Genomic DNA, 17,333 nt, shown 5'->3' with positions numbered 1-17,333 from the left:
TTCCCATGCTTATCTATCTATAGTTTTGCCAACTAATAACCTGCATTGATCCGAATAAACCGCTTTCATCTACTAAAGTAAAATTAACGCAAACAAGAATAAAAATACATGAACCCTGTTTTTTATATATTAGTTACCCTATTTTTAACCAGTGTTATTTGGTCTGTCATATTTTTAATGTCGTGGTTTACGTTAGGTAAAAAGCAATATGCCATGCTTTGGACAATCGCATTCGCACTCTCGGCATGCCAATGGGCAACAATATTAGCAGAACCATTATTTGACTCTCATACACTATATTGGATGTTAGGAAGCAGCTTCTCAGTAGGCTCTGTGCTACTTGGTACATGGGGGCATTGCATTAGGGTAAATTCGAGTATAAAAATTCGCTATTTAATCATCTCGGCAATAGTAACTCTTGCTGCTGTTTATTATTTTACAGTCATAAATGTGCATGTTGGCTTATTTATGTCGTTGTATGTGTATTACGATGTGATCTTACTGATACTAAGTGCGGTTATTATTTTCAGGCATAAGCAAAAATCACTCCCTGCTGAAATAGGCGCTAGTATCACTTATTCGCTATGTGGATTACTTTTATTTGTTGCAGCAAGCATAGCATTACTGCAAGGCAGCCAAGTGAATGAAGAATATATAGCGCTATATACATTAATTAATTTTATGACTGTCCCTGCTGCTCATGTCGGCATGGCCGTATTTATGATATTCATAATGGCGTCTGATTTAGCCGAAAAAATGAACCATCTTGCAATGACTGATGTACTTACGGGCTGCTTAAATAGGCGTGGGTTTTATAATAAAAGCCAAGAGCAACTAAAAGATAAACTTAATAATTATAAGTACGTAAGCTTAATTTATTGGGATATAGATAAATTTAAAAAAATAAACGATGAGTTTGGACATGCAGGAGGTGATGTGGTGTTAGTAGAAGCGGCGAAAATAATGCAAGACTGCATAAATCCAGATGATTTGTTTGGCCGAATTGGTGGCGAAGAATTTACCTTATTAATAGCACGTAACGACGAGCCTACAGCTAAAGCATTCCCCGAAAAACTAAGAAACGCACTCGCCAGTAGTCCGATTCATTTTAATGATAAAATAATTAATGTTACGGCAAGTTTTGGCGTAATAAATATTAAATGCAATAAAACCGCAATTGAAAGCGCAATTGAAAGCGCAATAAATGAGGCAGATAAAGCACTCTATCATGCTAAAAATGGAGGGCGTAATCAGGTAGTTCATATAAGCGAATTAAGTCAATAAAAGTTCATTATTACTAAGGCCTACCTATCTTTTTAGGTTGAATTTTCGGCAGCATCTTTAGGCAAATAGCATTAAAAAAACGAGGCGGACTGCTCCGTTTTAAGTTATTTTCATATGAATGTAAGCTAATAGAATAACACAAAAGAAGTTACCGCTCGCAGCGAGCCAGAAACGCACGGCACGCTTAAATCGAACCTAGATAAAACAAACTTTGTGCCTGAAAAGCCAGCGCTCTAACTAATAAGTTTAAGCGCATCGGCAAATCTAACTGGTTTACTGAATATAAAACCTTGATACTTATCAATTTGTAAGCTTTGTAATAACGTTAGCTGAGCGGGGTTTTCTACGCCCTCCGCTATTACTTGGCAACCAATCATATGCGACATGTTAGTTACCGCAGATACAATACTTTTGTCTTTTGAGCACTCACAAATATTATCAATATAAGATTTATCTATTTTAATGTAATCAACTGATAGCTCTTTTAAAACCGATATAGAAGAAAACCCAGTACCAAAATCATCAATAGAGATACGCACACCGGTATTTTTTATGGCCGTAATCACTTTTGACAAATACGGTAAATTTTTAATCATCACTGTTTCTGTTATTTCTAAATGCACATTGTATGGTTTAACAGCATATCTATTTAGAAGAGCAACTAAAAAATCTAAAAAATTATGGTTTTCTAGTTGCAACACCGACACATTAATCGACAATCCAATCTTACTATTCACAGCGTTTAACTTACTTAAACTCGCGATGGCTTGCTCTAGTACAAATTCACCTAATATATTAATTTTCCCATATCGCTCTGCAATATCTATAAATTCTGAAGGGGGAATAAATTCATCATTAAACTGCCAACGAAGTAGTACTTCAAACGTGGTTATTTCATTTGTACTTATATCAACAATAGGTTGATAACACAGATGAAAGTCACCTTTTTCTACGCACTCTTTAATTGAGCTGCGAAGTACTTCTTCTCTTTTAAGCGATTCATGCATTCGCTCGTCAAATACCGATATTTCATTACGGCTTTTCTTACCTTCATACATAGCAACATCAGCGTATTTAATCGCGTCTTCAAGATTAAAGTTTTCACGCGTAAAATACAGCCCAACCTTAAAAGAAGGGTTTACTTGATAGCTATCCATGCTTACTGTTTTCGTTAAAGTTTTAACTAATCTAAAAACACAGTCAAAAAGTTCGTCTTCGGTGTTACTACGAGAATAAAAAATAAACTCATCCCCTCCCCAACGACAAGCAATAAAATCGCCCTGAGTTTGTGTTTCAACTAATCGTTTACCTGTTTGGGCCAGAACAAAGTCACCAAAATCGTGACCGTATTTATCGTTGATGATTTTAAAGTCATCCATATCTAAAAATAAAACGGCTTTAATATCATCATTTTGATTGGCTAAATCAAGTTCAACATTAGAAACAAAGCTCCCCTGTTAAACAATTTAGTTAAATTATCTTTTTGCTCTAAAAGGATTATTTGTTCGGTACGAAGTTGCACTTCGTTTTCTAAGTTTTCAATAAATTGATCTAACTTAAGTTCATCATTAATTGATGACTTTACATCTTTAGCAGAACGTACAGCGGTAACAAAACACAAAATAAACCATAAAACGAGCCCTAAAATACCTAGTACATTCTCATCTTCAATAGGCTGTAAAAGTAATAAAATACTAAAAGGAACCAGTAAACAGGTTATATACGACAAGGAGGAACGAATATCAGAAGCTAAAACATTTACACCGCCACCAGCAAGGGAGCTAAAAACAACGAGTGATACAAACTTCTCCTGCATTGGCATATTTTCATAAAACAAAATGGGGAAAGCAGCCCAAGTTACGGCTGTTAATAATAAACCTATAAAATACAGATGATATTTAAAAGCATGGGTGTTGTTAACAAATACATGGCTGGCTATTCGAAGTAATGAAATAAATGATAACGTAAAAAGCCAGTAAATTTTTTCTTGCGAGGCGCTGTGGTTAATACTGCTAAAAATAAGAAAACAAGAAACAACCGTGTTTATAGCAATTGCAGAACTAAAATAGGAGCTAACAAATGCTAATCGCTTATTGGCAAAGTTATTTATATGAGAGGTCATTAATGTTACTTGAATAGGCTGTTGCACAATGTAAACAGTTTACTTAAGTTCAATAATAAACAACAGTGAACATTCATAAAAAAGTATTGTTTAAGCCTCTTAAGCGGTTTTATAAGCCATTAAACTAAAAAGGGCTGGCAAATTGCCAACCCCTTTTGTTAATACTAATTATATATTATACCAATTCGCTTAATTAAGTGATCTATTTTGAGGGAAGAAAAATCGTGTCGATAACAAGGCAAAGATTTCGTTATTTAGTTGTTCTATATCAGAAATATTTAACGTAGTTAGCGTCAGATTTAACCCCTCAAATTGATTAAGTATTATTGCGAATTGGTATTACTCACCATCAACAATTATGCGTAGCATACGACGAAGTGGCTCTGCCGCTCCCCACAAAAGCTGATCGCCTACTGTAAATGCGCTGATGTATTTTGGCCCCATCGCTAATTTACGAATACGGCCAACAGGAATTGTTAAAGTGCCTGTTACTTTAACGGGTGTTAAGTCTGTTGCGCTAATTTCACGCTCGTTAGGAATAACCTTAACCCACTCGTTATGAGACGCTAAAATTTCTTCAATTTTTTCTACGCTAATATCTTCACGTAATTTAATGGTCATCGCTTGTGAATGACAACGCATAGCGCCAATACGTACACATAAACCGTCAATAGGCACTGGTTGCTTTGAAGAACCTAAAATTTTGTTCGCTTCAACTTGCGCTTTCCATTCTTCTTTAGACTGACCGCTTGGCATAGGTACGTCAATCCACGGGATTAAACTGCCCGCTAATGGCACACCAAATTGGTCTTGTGGTAAGTCTTTTGACGCCATTGTTTCACTTACTATTTTATCAATTTCTAAAATAGCAGAGCTTGGGTTATCTAGTTTATCTGCAACACTTGCATGAATAGCGCCCATTTGTGCAATAAGCTCTTTCATATTTCGTGCACCAGCGCCCGACGCCGCTTGGTAAGTCATTGGGCTTACCCATTCAATTAGGTCTTGCTCAAATAAACCACCTAATGCAAGTAGCATCAGCGATACAGTACAGTTACCGCCCACAAAGGTTTTAACGCCTTGCTCTAAGCCTTGTTCAATAACATCTTTGTTTACGGGATCAAGCATTATAATGCTGTCCTCACTCATACGCAGCGCTGAAGCTGCATCAATCCAGTAACCATCCCAACCCGACTCTCGAAGTTTTGGATATACCGCATTGGTGTAGTCACCGCCTTGGCAAGTAACAATAATATCCATTTTAGCAAGTTCGCTAATGTCACTTGCATCTAGTAATGGTTTTGCGTCGCCTGCTATATCTGGGCCTAGTTGACCCGCTTGTGAGGTGGTGAAAAAGGTGGTGTCGATATGGGCAAAATCACTTTGCTGCTGCATACGTTCTAATAACACAGAGCCAACCATGCCACGCCAACCGACTAATCCTACTTTTTTCATTGTTTGTTCCACTGTTTGATTCATAAAAGATGCCTTAATACATTAAAAATTAAATTCATTGCGTGAGATTTAATTTTCATTAACGCTAAACTAACACTCGTAGACGGCTAAAACTAGTGAATAAAACAGAACTTAAATATTTTTCATACTGAGCATAAACACATCGAGTAGGGTGAGGCTTATGCCTCATCCCTCTCACAGAACCGTACGTACGGACCTCGTATACGGCTCCTGTACCCTTCACATTTTATCAACTTATTTCCTAAACGCTGATAAAGCAAGCCATCCCGCATTCACTTTTTCTATTGGATATAAACCAAGCTCCTCAAACCATTGGTTTGGCATCGATACACAAGATAAAGGGCTTAGTGAGTTACGCCACGAGTTCATCTTTATGAACTTAAACGGTGGCTTTTTCCCTAACTGCTTTAGTCGTCGATGTAGCCTTGATGGCTTCTTCCACAACCTCAGCTGTATTGCCCTTAGTCTTCGTCTGATCCAACCTGCCAAGGCTTTTAGCTCTCGCTTACAATTGGCTATACTAAAATAATTTACAAAACCGCGCACAACTGGATTTAGCCGCTTTATTACTTCTGCTAAATTTATGCCGCCGTTACGTTTTGTTAATTGCTTCACTTTTTGTTTAAACACGATGAGTTTTGATGCTTGTATCCGTGTCCACTGGCTACCGATCTCTACTCCCAAAAACTTCACACCTTTGCTGCTATGAGCAATATGGGTTTTCTTTTGGTTCACGGTTAATTTCAAGTCTCGCTCTAGTATTTGGGTGGATGCCTTAAGTGCTTCTTGCGCTGCTTTTTCTGTGCTGCACAAAATCAAGATATCATCTGCATACCTCACTATTCGGTGATTACGCTTTTTCATTTCTTGATCGAAAGCATCTAGGTAGATATTCGCCAATAACGGGCTAATTACGCCACCTTGTGGGCTTCCTATCGTACTAGCCTCCCAGTGTTCGCCTATCATTACCCCGCTTTTTAAGAACTGATTAATCAGCTTTAAAATACTACTGTCCGTCACTTTGCGTCTAACACTGCTAATTATCAAAGCATGATCAAGCAGGTCAAAACACTTCGACAGATCCATATCAACCACCCACTCACGGTGATATTTACGAATAAATACCGTGGCTTTGCTGATGGCGTCATGACAACTTCGTTTCGGCCTGTACCCATAACTTGATGGGTGAAAGTCGATGTCGAAGAGCGGTTGGAGAATGTTCAATAGTGTTTGTTGTACTATGCGGTCGCGAACTGTTGGAATTCCCAGCAGTCTCACACCACCATCATCTTTCGGTATTTCTATCCGTTTGACTGGCTGTGCGCGATACTGCTTGCTTTGCAGTTCACCTTGCAGTTGTTTCAAGTTTTCTTCTAAATTCAAGGCGAACGCGGCTATGGACTGCCTATCTATTCCGGCCGCTCCTTTCGCTGCTTTCACTTTTTTGAATCCCTTGTACAGGTTATTAATATCTAATAATTGCCCATACAAGCTGTAGTAAACTGTCATCAATTGCCTTTGCTTACGGTATGTCTGTCGTTTCACATTGATGTATAGTGGTGTTCTTCATGAGGACATTAGGTGTGCTAGCCGAATGGCAATCTGCCTAAGTGGTCGCTCATTACTCCCATGCTCGGCCTTCAGTTCTCAGCGTCCACATTCCTGCTTAGCCGTCATCTCTTGCCTATTTCCGTCGAAATACATGTGAGCCTATACGTCGATACTCCTGATTTTCATACACTTAAAGAATACTTCCCCCCTTCGCAATCAATTAAAACTTTTGATTAAAATTGACCCTATCAAACATTCTGTTGATAGTCGGCTTGGTTTTGTCCTCCACACCATTACTGGCTTTCATCGGCCTAGCCTTACTCACTACTACGGGTTCATCTGCCACCTCACACCGACGTTAAACCTTGGGTTTCCCCTTGAGTTTAGGCCACTTATTTACACTAAGTTTAGATGCCAGGCTTCCCCAGTTACTGCACTGGCTCCCTGTTAGAAATCCCACCCTCAAGCACAGTATTGGTCTGACTAAGTATAGGGCGTTGCGCTATTTTGCACGCTGACCCACCAATACTGCCGAAACAGGTTACGGTTAGTTGTGTACCTCTAACTTCTTATGGCTTCCTTCAGACCCCACCGTTGGCCAGTGACGCCCTTGCCATTCAGATTATCTTCCCCTTAGTCAGGGTGATAAGGCATCTTTCAGCCTATCGGGTTTGCCAGCTTCGCTGGGCAAACAAAAAAGCTCTGTATTAAAATACAGAGCTAATAGATAGTGAAGTTTACTATTTCATTCCTTGAGTTTTATTTTAAATAAAGCTTAAAACTCATAGCTATAACTTAAACTAAACTCAGTGCCGGTGTCTTGTCCCCAAAGGGTAAGACCTTCTTGTTCAATTTCTTTTTCTTGGCCAAGCATATTCTTAACCTTAAAATTAACTTTAGAGTTAAAGTTAGGGAAGTAAGAATAAACTAAATCAACTGAGTGAAACGACTTTTCTTCTGCATCTTCATTTCCACGTGTACCAGGTACAATTATACGAGGACCAAACACATTATAAATTAATGAAGTAGAATGAAACCCATCATTCGAGTCATAGCCCATTTGTAAGTTTGCAACCCACTCAGAATGACCAACTAAACGACGCTCATTGTTAGTTACAATATTCGATACCGTATCGGCCTCAAGGGCTTCTTTAAGCTGTGTTTCAAACAGTGAGTCAACACCGTCTGAATCATTAATCCCCAAATTAACACTTGAGTCAGATAGCGTAACGTTGCCTGACAAAAATGCTGAAGACCAATCTTTATTTATAAAGCCAAAGTCAGTTAAAAAATCAACTTCAATACCCGACAATTTACCCGACTGAGCATTTGCTGTTAATAACTGTGGAGATGCACCACCTACGCCCGCAAGCTCAACCATTTCAATTGGGTTTTCAATGTCTTTATAAAACAATGCAACAGAAAGGTTATTACCTGATGGCATATACCATTCAAACCTAAAATCTACATTTTTTAAATTAGAACTTTGTAAACTAGGTGATCCTCTCACCAGAAACTCAGTTAACGGGTCAACAAAGAAAGAAGAGCTTACATCACGTAGATCAGGACGAATGGTTGTTTCACTTAAATTTAAGCGAAATTGCATTTCTTCATCCATGATGTACGTAACAGCTAAAGAAGGAAAAAAGTTATCTTCATTAATAGCTACATCTTGGATTTCTTGTAACGTATTTTCAAAGAAATTAGTATGCGCTTCATAACCGACTGATACTTGAGAAAAATCTTCCCATCGAACGCCACCAGTAAAACGCCAAGTGTTTTGATAGAAGTAATCCGCCATAAAATAATAAGCATCTAATTTATGCGCTGCACTGTACTTATCACCATCAGTGGTGCCGTCATCAAAAATACCTGAGCCTGTTACACTTGCATAAAAAGCGTCATTCGCCGTGTTTTCATCAGCAAAAATATCGCTTACGTTAGAGCCGAACGAGTACTCATCGCTTATACCACGGTGCGTAATGCCAAACTTCACATTACTTGCATCACGTTTTTTCTCTGAATAATCGCCGCCTATTTTTAACTCAAGCTCATAGCCGTCACCATAAAAAGGCATACCCATATTCCAACCAAATGTTTCAACATCGTCGTGTAATACTTGATACTCACGGGTGATATTTGTTGCAGCCACATCTTGCAGTTGTTCAGATTCAAGCACGCCATCAACTAAGTTTTGCTGATAAACAACATCTAAACCACCTGGTGCATTACGGTTTGCTCGACTTAAACCGCCATACCAATCAAAAAATAAATTATTTAGCTCTGGAAAGTTGTGCGTCCCCTTAAGCTGAGTCGAAAACATTTCGCGCTCTTCGTACGTAATATCTACTCGGCGTAATTCGGTGACACCTTCTTCGGTTTCATTTGCATCAAAGTAATCGCGGTTACGTACGCGGTCACTCATGTCATGAAGTGCAATATTAGTAAGCTCAAACTTATGGTTTGAGTTTAACTCATATCCTAAATTTAATGTGCCGCTCCAACGTACATTTTGCTCAGTCGATGTACCATCGTAATACTGGGCAAAACATTTGTCTTCACAGCCTAAGCTACCAAGGCTTGAGCCGCTTTGCTCTTGAACTACTTCCCACTCGTTATCGTAAGATACGGCTGCAAGCACACCAAAAGTACCGACCTCACTTTCAAATCTATCACCTAAGGCAATAGAGAAGTTCATAGCAGGGTCAACATCCTTTTCTGAAATACCTACATCCCAATCAAGCGATTGAATCAGGTTTTTACGCTCAGCTAACGTAGTGTTTATATTGCCCTCAAGACCAGCATCACTGGTAAGCGCAGTAGTAAACACATCCGATAATGCTCGCGAACCATCATCTCGACCCATCCAGTCATCATCACCGCCACTGTAAAAGTAACCGGTATCGCTATTAGAAGTATTGTACGATGTACCCACTTGTACTTTTAATAAAAAGTCAGAAGGAATTGATTTAGTGCGAATATTTACATTACCACCACCAAAATGAGCTGGCATATCCGGTGAAAATGACTTTTGTACACTCAAGCTTTCAATAATTTCAGATGGAAATAAATCCAAAGGAACCACTGAGCGAGTAGGATCAGGGCTTGGTACATACATGCTATTTAGCTGAGTACTAGAATAGCGTTCACCTAAACCACGCACATAAATAAATTTGCCATCGACTAACGTTAAACCAGTAACACGGCGAAGTGCAGAGGCAGCATCGCCATCACCAGTACGTGATATTTGGTCTGCACCCATAATATCAGCAACAAACGCTTGGTTTTGACGTTCTTGCAGTACAGCACCCGCACTGCCCTTTAATCGTTGCCCTACAGCAACAACTTCTTCTATTTCTTGCTCTTCTACTTGCTGCTCAGCAGCCGTAGCTGTATTTACTGATAAACCAAGTAACGCAGCCATTACAGCGTAGTTTAACTTTGATAAAGCAAGTGTAGAGGGTTTAAAAGATTTCATTTTTATACTCCGAAACAAAACAAGACATTAGCCGAGCTTTCGCTCGGCTATAATGTGGTTTGGGTTAAAGGCCTACTTTTACCCAACCTGCTGTCCAGTCTGTTTGTGCATCCATCGCACCAATGTAATCTACAGAATCAAAGTAACTATCTAAGCTTGATGAATCAAAGCCATTACCAAGTAATAACGACTCAGCAGTTGGCATATAGCCATTATCTGCTAGCCCAAGGTCAGCGGCTACTTGAACTGAATTACCTGTTTGTCCTAAGAACCAAGATTCAACATTACCTGTACCAATTGCTTGGGTACCAAAGTTGTTAGCGGTTTCACACGCAACGATGGAGTGAGTAACAGTTAATGTACCGTCCTCTGCTCGCGGCGCTGAATCAGAGCCTACTCGTAAACAGTTTGAATAGTCTGCACCACCTGTAACCACTACGTTTTTAAGCATACCCGCAGTACCTGCACGTAAGCGGATACCATTTACACCAACATTACCAATAATTGTTACGTTAGAGATAGTTGGCATTGTTAGTGGCGTTGCACTTGAATCAAACTCAGAGTTATCAGCTTCAATTGCATTGTCGCCCTCAGAGTCTGATTGTTTAATCAGTACATATTGCGCTTTACCCGTCCAACCGAACGACCAATCAAGTGAATCATCGCCTATGCTTGTTAAAACAAGGTGACTAATATTTGCAGTACCACCAAAAAATTCAACACCATCGTCTAGATTTTCATGAACGTGAATGTAATCTAGTTCAGTCTGACGACCAACACCCGCAAGTGTAATACCGTTAAGTTCATCGCCATTACCCAGCGTTTTACCCGCTTGCTTAACTGCAACATACTTTAGCGTACCTGAATTATCTTCAGGGTCATTACCACCGAACTGGCCTGCGTCACCTTCAGCAGACACACCACAACTGGCAAGTTCTTCTGCGGTAGCTTCACCTTGTTGGTCGCCACATGAGTTAGCAGGTGCATTACCCAATAATACTAAACCGCCCCATTGACCAATCGTAGTTTCGCCTCCCGTCATATCCTGGATTGACGTCATAGTAATTGGTTGATTTACACTGCCTACCGCTTCAATTTTAGAACCACGGCGAACAACTAAGAAGTCATCACCCGACTCACCAATTAATGTTGTACCAAACTGAACATAAAGTGTTGTGTTGTCAGCGCGGTCATTACCAACGGCTGTACGTCCTTTTAAAATCCAATGCGCATCGTTAGTCAGTGTTACATCAGATGTAAATACAACATCAGAGGTTAATTGATATACAGGTTTGTCTGTAATTGTAGGGAAGCTAGCAGAAACATCTGTTGCAAGTCCTTGTGCTAATGCATTAGCAATATCGTCAGGAAAGCTTGGTGTAATAGCAACTGTCCAACCATCCATCCAATTATTATCGCCATCGAATGCGCCGATGTAATCTGTTTTGGTAAAGAACGAGTCAAGCTCAGATGAATCCCCACCAGCACCTAATAAAGGTGAACCCGATTTTGGTGTAAAGCCGTCTGTCGCTAAATTAAGTGCTGAAGCCGTAAGCGTTAAGTTGCCCGTTTGACCTTCAAACCAAGACTGCACATTGCCACTACCAATTGCTTGTGAACCAAAGTTATTATCTTCACTACATGCAACAGCTGAGTTTTCGATAGACAACTCACCCGATTCTGCATTAGCAGCAGAGTCTGAGCCTACACGTAAACAGTTTGAGTAACCTTCAGGGCCCGTTATAACAACATTTCGTAGAACGCCCGCTGTCCCTGCACGTAAACGAACACCGTTAGTACCATCAGCACCTACAATTGTTACGTTAGAAATTAGTGGTTTAGTCAATGGTGTCGCATTTGAATCGAATTCTGAGTTATCAGCTTCTATTGCGTTATCACCCTCAACTGAACTTTGTTGAATATAGATATTTTGTGCACGACCCGACCAACCAAATGACCAATCGAATGCATCGTCGCCAATATCAGTTAGTACAATGTTACGAACATTAACTGTGCCACCAAAAAACTCAACACCATCATCTAGGTTTTGGTGAATTTGAATGTATTCAACTTTCGTTTGTGAACCAACACCTGCAAATGAGATACCGTTAAGTTCATCGCCATTACCCAGCGTTTTACCTGCATGTTTAACAACAATATAACGAAGAACACCTGAGTTATCATCGATAATATCACCACCAAACTGACCAGCGTCACCCTCAGCTGATACACCACAGTTAGCTAATTCTTCAGCTGTCGTTTCACCGGTTTGATCGCCACACGAGTTAGCGGGTGCATTACCTAATAATACTAAGCCGCCCCATTGACCAATCGTTGTTTCAGCGCCTGTTACATCTTGAATAGATGTCATAGTGATTGGCGCAGTTGCATTACCATTGGCATTAATTTGTGAACCACGACGTACAACTAAAAAGTCATCACCTGTTTCACCAATTAGCGTTGTACCCGCTTGAACATATAATATAGTTGCATCTGCACGGTCATTACCAACTGCAGTACGACCATTTAAAATCCAATGTGCATCGTTAGTAAGCGTTACATCTGCTGTGAACGTTGTATCTTCAGTTAAACGGTATACTGGTTTATCTGTAATTGCTGGAAATTCACTAGAAACATCTAATGCTAAGCCTTGTGCAAGCGCGTTATCAATATCAGTAGGGAAGCCGCCATTAATACCGACAGTCCAACCTTCCATCCAATTAGTTGAACCATCAAAAGCACCAATTTGACCATTTGCGATAAGCGGTGAACCAGCAAGTGGCGTGTAACCGTCATCAGCAAGCATAAGCTCTGCAGGCGTAAGTACTTGGTTACCATCTTGTCCTTCAAACCAAGATTGTACGTCGCCACCGTTAATTACTTCACTACCAAAATTATTTGCCGTTGTTTGACACGCCACAATAGAGTTTACAATCGTTAGTGTGCCATCTTCAGCGCGAGGAACTGAATCAGACCCTACACGTAAACAGTTTTCGTAAGTAGCAGGACCCGTTACAAATACATTTTTAAGAGCGCCCGCAGTACCAGCGCGTAGACGAATACCATTATTACCTTCTGCACCGACGATTGTTACGTTAGATATAGTAGGCAGTGTTAATGGCGTGGCGCTTGAATCAAACTCAGAGTTATCAGCTTCAATAGCGTTATCGCCTACGTTAGCGGCTTGTTGAATGTAAACATTAGTAGCCGAACCCGTCCAACCAAAAGACCAATCAAGTGAATCATCACCAATGTTAGTCAGCACTACATTACTTACATTAACCGTACCACCAAAAAACTCGATACCGTCATCAAGGTTTTCATGAACCTGGATATAATCAACCGTAGTTGCAGAGCCAACACCGGCAAATGTAATACCATTTAACTCATCACCATTACCAAGCGTTTTACCTGCTTGCTTAACAAGTACATATTTTAGAGTACCTGAATTATCATCACTGATATTTCCACCGAACTGACCTGCATCACCTTCAGCTGACACGCCACAGTTAGCAAGTTCGTCTGCTGTTGCTTCACCTTGTTGGTCTCCACATGAGTTTGCAGGTGCATTACCAAGTAATACCAAACCACCCCATTGGCCAATTGCTGTCTCGCTACCCGTAACATCTTGAATTGATGTCATCGTAATTGGCTGGCTTGCAGTGCCTACTGATTCAATTTGTGAACCTCGACGCACAACTAAAAAGTCATCACCTGACTCACCAATAATCGTTGTACCTTGCTGAATATAAAGCGTTGTACTATCTGCACGGTCATTACCCACAGCAGTACGACCACTCACAATCCAATGTGCATCATTAGTTAATGAAACATCAGCAATCAATGTTGTATCAGCACTTAAGCGATACACTGGTTTATCTGTTATTGCTGGAAATTCACTTGAGACATCCGTTGCTAAGCCTTGAACAAGTGCATTGTCGATATCAGCAGGAAAACCCGTAGTTCCATTTTGAGAATCATCACGCGATGATGTTTCATCTACTGTATCACTGCCACCTTCAACAACATTAGTAACTGTGTCGCCTTCATTTATTGTTGTGTCGCCTTCAGATACTACTAAGTCACCACCACAACCCGCTAATGATATTGCAGTTGCAATCAAACTAACTTTAAATAAGTCAGATAATTTCATTGTTCACTCCGTTAAAGTATTTAATTATTTTGTTAAGTGCTTTAAATAAACTCAAGTCACCTTAAAACATTAAGTAATGCTTTAAGGTCACTTGAGTTATCAGCAGCGCCTACCTTACGGTAGCTATATGACATTACAGTTACACTTTAATAAACATAAGATGACAAAGTTATTTGCATAAAATTCAAGTAGTTAATTTATTAAAAACATAAAAAAACCACACTAAAAATAGTGTGGTTTGGATTTGCGATTATGAAATTATTTTTAAACGTTATTACTAAAGCTTAAAGCAGTGCCGTTCTTAATGTTTCTGCATGCACTTTCTCGCGCTTTACATATTTAATCCATTGTTGTGCTAAACGCTGTGATTTTTTATGTTTTTCTGCCTGTTCGAACGCTAAAATTGATGCATCAAAATTTTGTAAGTTGTACTGAGCCATACCCAAGGCAACAAATGCATTTGATTCAAAATCAAGTGAGCCTTTATCAAGTGCTTTACGCGCTGCGTCGGCCGCTTCCTCGTATTGCTCAGTGTTAACATACACTTCAGCTAAGCGTTGGTCATACTTACCACTGGATGATAAATCAGCTGCTTTTACAAAGTATTCTATTGATTTTTCGTCTTCTTTTGCTTGGATCATCGCCTCAGCTATAAAGGCATAGTTTTTAGCGTTTTGCTCTGCGACACCTTCTTTAATCGCTTTACTCATTACAACGCCTGCTTTGTAAGCCAAACCGTTATATAAATACACTTGCGCTAATTGGCGTAGATCAGATTTAGACGTTAAAAAACCTTGCTGGTAAGCCGCCTCAATAATTGCTAGCTGCTTTTTTTCTTGCCCAGTTTCGCCATACATACCCGATAATTGTACCCAGTACTCAGGTTTGTTATAAAGCTTTACCATGCGCTCAAGTACTTCAACAACTTTGTCAGTTTGATTAAGTGAGTAGTACATGGCACGCTGTAGTACTAACCAGTTTTCCTTAGGGGTTTTACCTTCGCTATCACTTAAGGAGATAACTTGGGAGATATACTCAAGCCCTTTTTTATAATCCTTTAACTGATAGTATGTTTGAGCCCTTAGCAAGTAATAGCCTTCTGTTTTAGGCTTAGTGTTAATACTGTCCCAGTCATCTAAAAATGCGATAACTTTAGTGTAATCACTATTAGCCATAGCTAGTTGCGCCAAACTAAAGGTAGTACTTAAACGAAGCGATTCAGGAATGGCCTCCTCTGCTACGACCTTTTCAAACGAAGCTATCGCTTTTGGTAAATCGTTTTCGTTGTAATAAATAAATCCATAAAAATTATGCATCATTGCAACTTCGTACGAATTCATACTCGAGGCTCGTTCTTTAATGCTATCGAGCGCTTCAAGTCCGCCTTTAACATCGCCATCGTCAGCAAGTTTTTGGGCACGAGCCAGTTGACTATAAACCTTTTCACGTAGCGCTGGGACACGTTTTGTTTTTTGCTCTTGCTCTGCATATGCCGTAGCTACATTTAACCCTGGCATTAGGCTTAGGGCACTTGGTGCAACTATACTTGTACTTACTGCAGCAGTACAAAATAGTGTTAATTTTAAAAATTTAGCTGTAGGTAGTAATTTCATAATCGCCTCGCATTTCTGTCCGTTTACTCGTGGTTAATTACTAAATTAACCGCTAATTTGGAAAGATATTTTGTTCTGAACACCCGCAACTTCAACGGCTTCACCATTTACTACGCGCGGTTTATATTTAAATTTAAGGGCTGCATCCATCGCCGCTATATCAAAGAGAGACTCAGGCTCTGCTTTAATCACTTGTGGGTCTCGCACCGTACCTTGCTTAGTTACTGTAAATTCAACAATAACGTAGCCTTCAATGCCACGTGATAATGCGCGACGAGGATAAACAGGCGCCACTTTAACAATAGGTAAATACTCACCATCACTTGTTTCAAGCGCTAAACCACCGGCTAAATTTACATCTGCATCCACATTGGCGCCAAAGTCGAAGTTATTAGCGTTCGCAGTCGCGTCGCTATTTTGCATTTGCGGCGATTCCATTGGCGGAGGTGGCTCTTTAGGCGTTGGTGGTTTTTGTGGTTTGCGTTCTTTTTTTTGCACGCTTTCTTCTTTTTTAAGCCTTACAAAATCAAGAACATTACCCTTGGCGGGTTCACTCATTACACCTTCGCCACCAGTAATAAGTGCCTGCATGCCTAAAAACAACATAAAGGTCACTACACCGGCTATTACTAATGCTACTAAATAACGCATTGCCTGCCCTTATGCTTCTTGAGCCGCAATCGACACATCAAACACGCCTGCTGCGCGTGCTGCATCCATTACTTTTATTAAAGTATCGGTTGTTGATTTTTTGTCAGCTTGAATAACAACACTACCTTGCGGGTTTTCAGCTTTTAAACGCTCAATATTGGCTTGCACTGCACGTATATCAATTTGACGTTTGTTAATCCAAATTTCACCCGTGTCAGAAATCGCCACTAATATGTTTGCACGTTCTTTTTTAACAGCTGTTGCTGCTTCAGGGCGGTTTACGTCAATACCCGATTCTTTTACAAACGACGCTGTAACAATAAAGAAAATAAGCATGATAAATACAACATCTAACATAGGTGTCATGTTTATTTCTTCAGCTTCGTCTTCTTGCATTAAATTACCTAAAGGGGCTCTCATTTTTTATTCTCCTAGGATGAACGGCTTTAAATGGGCCGCTTATCAAAATTTTGCTTAATGGTCTAAAACCATGCTGTCTTGTAGTAGCTCTACTTCTCGCTTGGCTTTGCGTTGTAAATACGTTGATGCAAATACACCCGATAACGCACCTACCATACCCGCCATTGTTGGAATAGTTGCTTTAGATACACCCGATGCCATTGAGCGCGCACTGCCTGTGCCTGTAATTGCCATCACATCAAATACTTCAATCATTCCTGTTACTGTGCCCAATAAGCCAAGTAACGGGCATAACGCAACCATTACGTTAATAAGCGGTAAATTAGTATTTAGGCGCATACTTGCACGCGAGATCATCGCTTGACGAATTTGCTCTGCATTCCAGCTGTTACGCTCACAGCGAGAACTCCATGTGCTTTTAGCGTCTTTTTTATAACCACGAAAACCATTAAAAAAATAAATAAATCGCTCGAGTATCAATAACCACATCGCGAAGATTAACACCCCAATGACCAAGAGAACTTGGCCACCAGTGTCGAGAAAATCACGGATAGCATTGATTGAGTCAATCAATAGCACCATGGC

11 protein-coding genes are annotated in these 17,333 nt (G+C 39.9%); 1 reads left to right on the top strand and 10 read right to left on the bottom strand.

Features of this window, described 5'->3' with window-relative positions; translation table 11 throughout:
* The first annotated feature begins 108 nt into the window (after positions 1 to 108).
* Complete coding sequence (locus L656_RS0103130) at positions 109 to 1,284, top strand: GGDEF domain-containing protein (protein ID WP_024598174.1); 1,176 nt, start codon at positions 109 to 111, stop codon at positions 1,282 to 1,284.
* 233 nt (positions 1,285 to 1,517) lie between these two features.
* Here the strand turns inward: L656_RS0103130 and L656_RS1000000123420 are convergent, their stop codons facing one another.
* The 10 genes from L656_RS1000000123420 to L656_RS0103080 form a co-directional block, all read right to left on the bottom strand.
* Positions 1,518 to 2,663 (bottom strand): putative bifunctional diguanylate cyclase/phosphodiesterase, encoded by a 1,146-nt coding sequence (locus tag L656_RS1000000123420; protein ID WP_241763416.1) that lies wholly within the window; start codon positions 2,661 to 2,663, stop codon positions 1,518 to 1,520.
* Positions 2,664 to 2,704: 41 nt separating this feature from the next.
* Entirely contained in the window at positions 2,705 to 3,406 is a 702-nt protein-coding gene (locus tag L656_RS1000000123415; protein WP_241763415.1) for a hypothetical protein, read from the bottom strand.
* A gap of 339 nt (positions 3,407 to 3,745) precedes the next feature.
* Positions 3,746 to 4,885 (bottom strand): aspartate-semialdehyde dehydrogenase, encoded by a 1,140-nt coding sequence (asd, locus tag L656_RS0103120; RefSeq protein WP_024598173.1) that lies wholly within the window; start codon positions 4,883 to 4,885, stop codon positions 3,746 to 3,748.
* Positions 4,886 to 5,116: 231 nt separating this feature from the next.
* The gene (gene ltrA, locus L656_RS0103115) at positions 5,117 to 6,391 is read right to left on the bottom strand and encodes a group II intron reverse transcriptase/maturase (protein ID WP_024598172.1); all 1,275 of its coding nucleotides are present in this window, start codon (positions 6,389 to 6,391) and stop codon (positions 5,117 to 5,119) included.
* A gap of 817 nt (positions 6,392 to 7,208) precedes the next feature.
* Entirely contained in the window at positions 7,209 to 9,911 is a 2,703-nt protein-coding gene (locus L656_RS0103105; RefSeq protein WP_024598171.1) for a TonB-dependent receptor domain-containing protein, read from the bottom strand.
* A gap of 64 nt (positions 9,912 to 9,975) precedes the next feature.
* Positions 9,976 to 14,064, bottom strand: a complete 4,089-nt coding sequence (locus L656_RS0103100; protein WP_024598170.1) for a hypothetical protein — start codon at positions 14,062 to 14,064, stop codon at positions 9,976 to 9,978.
* Between the two features lie 284 nt (positions 14,065 to 14,348).
* Positions 14,349 to 15,677: a tetratricopeptide repeat protein gene (locus L656_RS0103095; RefSeq protein WP_024598169.1), complete on the bottom strand. Its 1,329-nt coding sequence runs from the start codon at positions 15,675 to 15,677 to the stop codon at positions 14,349 to 14,351.
* Between the two features lie 45 nt (positions 15,678 to 15,722).
* On the bottom strand, positions 15,723 to 16,328 hold the full coding sequence (locus tag L656_RS0103090; RefSeq protein ID WP_024598168.1) for an energy transducer TonB: 606 nt from the start codon (positions 16,326 to 16,328) through the stop codon (positions 15,723 to 15,725).
* A gap of 9 nt (positions 16,329 to 16,337) precedes the next feature.
* Entirely contained in the window at positions 16,338 to 16,748 is a 411-nt protein-coding gene (locus L656_RS0103085) for an ExbD/TolR family protein (protein WP_024591042.1), read from the bottom strand.
* 54 nt (positions 16,749 to 16,802) lie between these two features.
* Positions 16,803 to 17,330 carry a MotA/TolQ/ExbB proton channel family protein gene (locus tag L656_RS0103080; RefSeq protein WP_024591043.1) on the bottom strand — a complete coding sequence of 176 codons (528 nt, stop codon included), beginning with the start codon at positions 17,328 to 17,330 and terminating at the stop codon, positions 16,803 to 16,805.
* Positions 17,331 to 17,333 lie beyond the last annotated feature (3 nt).

The sequence above is a fragment of the Pseudoalteromonas sp. TAE56 genome (genome assembly GCF_000497955.1).
Classification (GTDB): domain Bacteria; phylum Pseudomonadota; class Gammaproteobacteria; order Enterobacterales; family Alteromonadaceae; genus Pseudoalteromonas.
The sequence above is the reverse complement of the archived record's forward strand: the minus strand, read 5'-3'. Positions and strand labels throughout refer to the sequence as shown.

Bases quoted from the DNA above. Each gene is read 5' to 3' on its own strand.
- L656_RS0103090 (WP_024598168.1), bottom strand. From the start codon at position 16,328: ATGCGTTATTTAGTAGCATTAGTAATAGCCGGTGTAGTGACCTTTATG.
- asd (WP_024598173.1), bottom strand. From the start codon at position 4,885: ATGAATCAAACAGTGGAACAAACAATGAAAAAAGTAGGATTAGTCGGT.
- L656_RS1000000123420 (WP_241763416.1), bottom strand. From the start codon at position 2,663: ATGGATGACTTTAAAATCATCAACGATAAATACGGTCACGATTTTGGT.
- L656_RS0103130 (WP_024598174.1), top strand. From the start codon at position 109: ATGAACCCTGTTTTTTATATATTAGTTACCCTATTTTTAACCAGTGTT.
- L656_RS1000000123415 (WP_241763415.1), bottom strand. From the start codon at position 3,406: ATGACCTCTCATATAAATAACTTTGCCAATAAGCGATTAGCATTTGTT.
- L656_RS0103080 (WP_024591043.1), bottom strand. From the start codon at position 17,330: ATGGTGCTATTGATTGACTCAATCAATGCTATCCGTGATTTTCTCGAC.
- ltrA (WP_024598172.1), bottom strand. From the start codon at position 6,391: ATGACAGTTTACTACAGCTTGTATGGGCAATTATTAGATATTAATAAC.
- L656_RS0103095 (WP_024598169.1), bottom strand. From the start codon at position 15,677: ATGAAATTACTACCTACAGCTAAATTTTTAAAATTAACACTATTTTGT.
- L656_RS0103085 (WP_024591042.1), bottom strand. From the start codon at position 16,748: ATGAGAGCCCCTTTAGGTAATTTAATGCAAGAAGACGAAGCTGAAGAA.
- L656_RS0103105 (WP_024598171.1), bottom strand. From the start codon at position 9,911: ATGAAATCTTTTAAACCCTCTACACTTGCTTTATCAAAGTTAAACTAC.
- L656_RS0103100 (WP_024598170.1), bottom strand. From the start codon at position 14,064: ATGAAATTATCTGACTTATTTAAAGTTAGTTTGATTGCAACTGCAATA.